This is a genomic window from Clostridium uliginosum (assembly GCF_900112485.1).
Classification (GTDB): Bacteria; Bacillota; Clostridia; order Clostridiales; family Clostridiaceae; genus Clostridium; species Clostridium uliginosum.
On sequence record NZ_FOMG01000078.1, the window covers coordinates 1 to 1,102 of the forward strand.

General features: G+C 27.9%; 1 protein-coding gene. It reads left to right on the forward strand.

All coding sequences use genetic code 11. The features are described from left to right. Positions 1 to 107: 107 nt before the first annotated feature. Entirely contained in the window at positions 108 to 1,046 is a 939-nt protein-coding gene (locus tag BM027_RS17895; RefSeq protein ID WP_090094523.1) for a transposase, read from the forward strand. The last annotated feature ends 56 nt before the right edge of the window (positions 1,047 to 1,102 follow it).

Sequence of the window (1,102 nt, forward strand, 5' to 3'; positions counted from 1 at the left end):
TAGGTTGTTGAGTAAACAAAAATTGTAAAAAATAAATAAGCCATTCCTTTGTGATATAATGATTTCGCTAAAAACAACAAATACATCACATAAGGAATGACTCGAATATGATTATACCATCAAATATTAAAAGCGAAAACATCTATTATAAAATTTTTGAAGCTGTTAAAATTGCATTTGCTAAATTAAACTCAAGTAATACAAAGCCTAAAGGTCGACCACGTAAGTACTCAGATGAACAAATAGTTTCATGTATGTTATATGGAGTTAAAAATAGTATCTTTAGTTTAAGAGAACTTGAATATCGTATAAAACAAGATTTTATATTTCAATCTATAATAAATCTTGAACAAGTACCAGATTACTCTACATTTTCTTTAAGAGCTACTGCCTTAGAAAAACATATATATTATGGCATTTATGCTATGTTTGTTGAACTTGTTGATCCAAAAACTAGACTATGTGCAATAGATGGAACTGCATTAAGAAGTTCAAAATACGATAGCGAAGCTAAATCGGGTAAGGGTACTCGCCTTGGCTATTACAAAGGTTACAAATTACATTGTATTGCAGCTGTTACTGATATTATAATACCGTTGGTTTTCGATTTAACAACTGCTAATGTCTATGATAATCAAGTTTCACATTTACTTTATGAAGCTAAAATATATAATCCATTTGTAATACTTGCAGATGCAGCATACGATGATGAATCATGGTTTGATATTTCTAACAATTTAGAATTCAATTTATTAACAGATGTAAATATGCGTAATTCTAAGAGTATTGATTCATTCAGCCGTGTTAGATATAAAAATGCTTTATTTATTAAGTCTCCTATTGGATTAAAATTATATAAAAACAGATTAAAGATAGAGCAACTATTTTCTGTGTTAAAAGGTTTATATAATTTAGAAAATCCAAGACTCTATGGGCAGGCCCGATACGAACGTCATATAAAATGGGTTCTATTAGCATATTTAGTGGATGAATTTAATAAAAAACAGCAAGGAATCAAAACGAGAAAATATCCTTGGAATTTATGATTCCTAAGAATATTTTTTAAATAAATATTTGTAAAAATTAGTTATTCAACAACCTA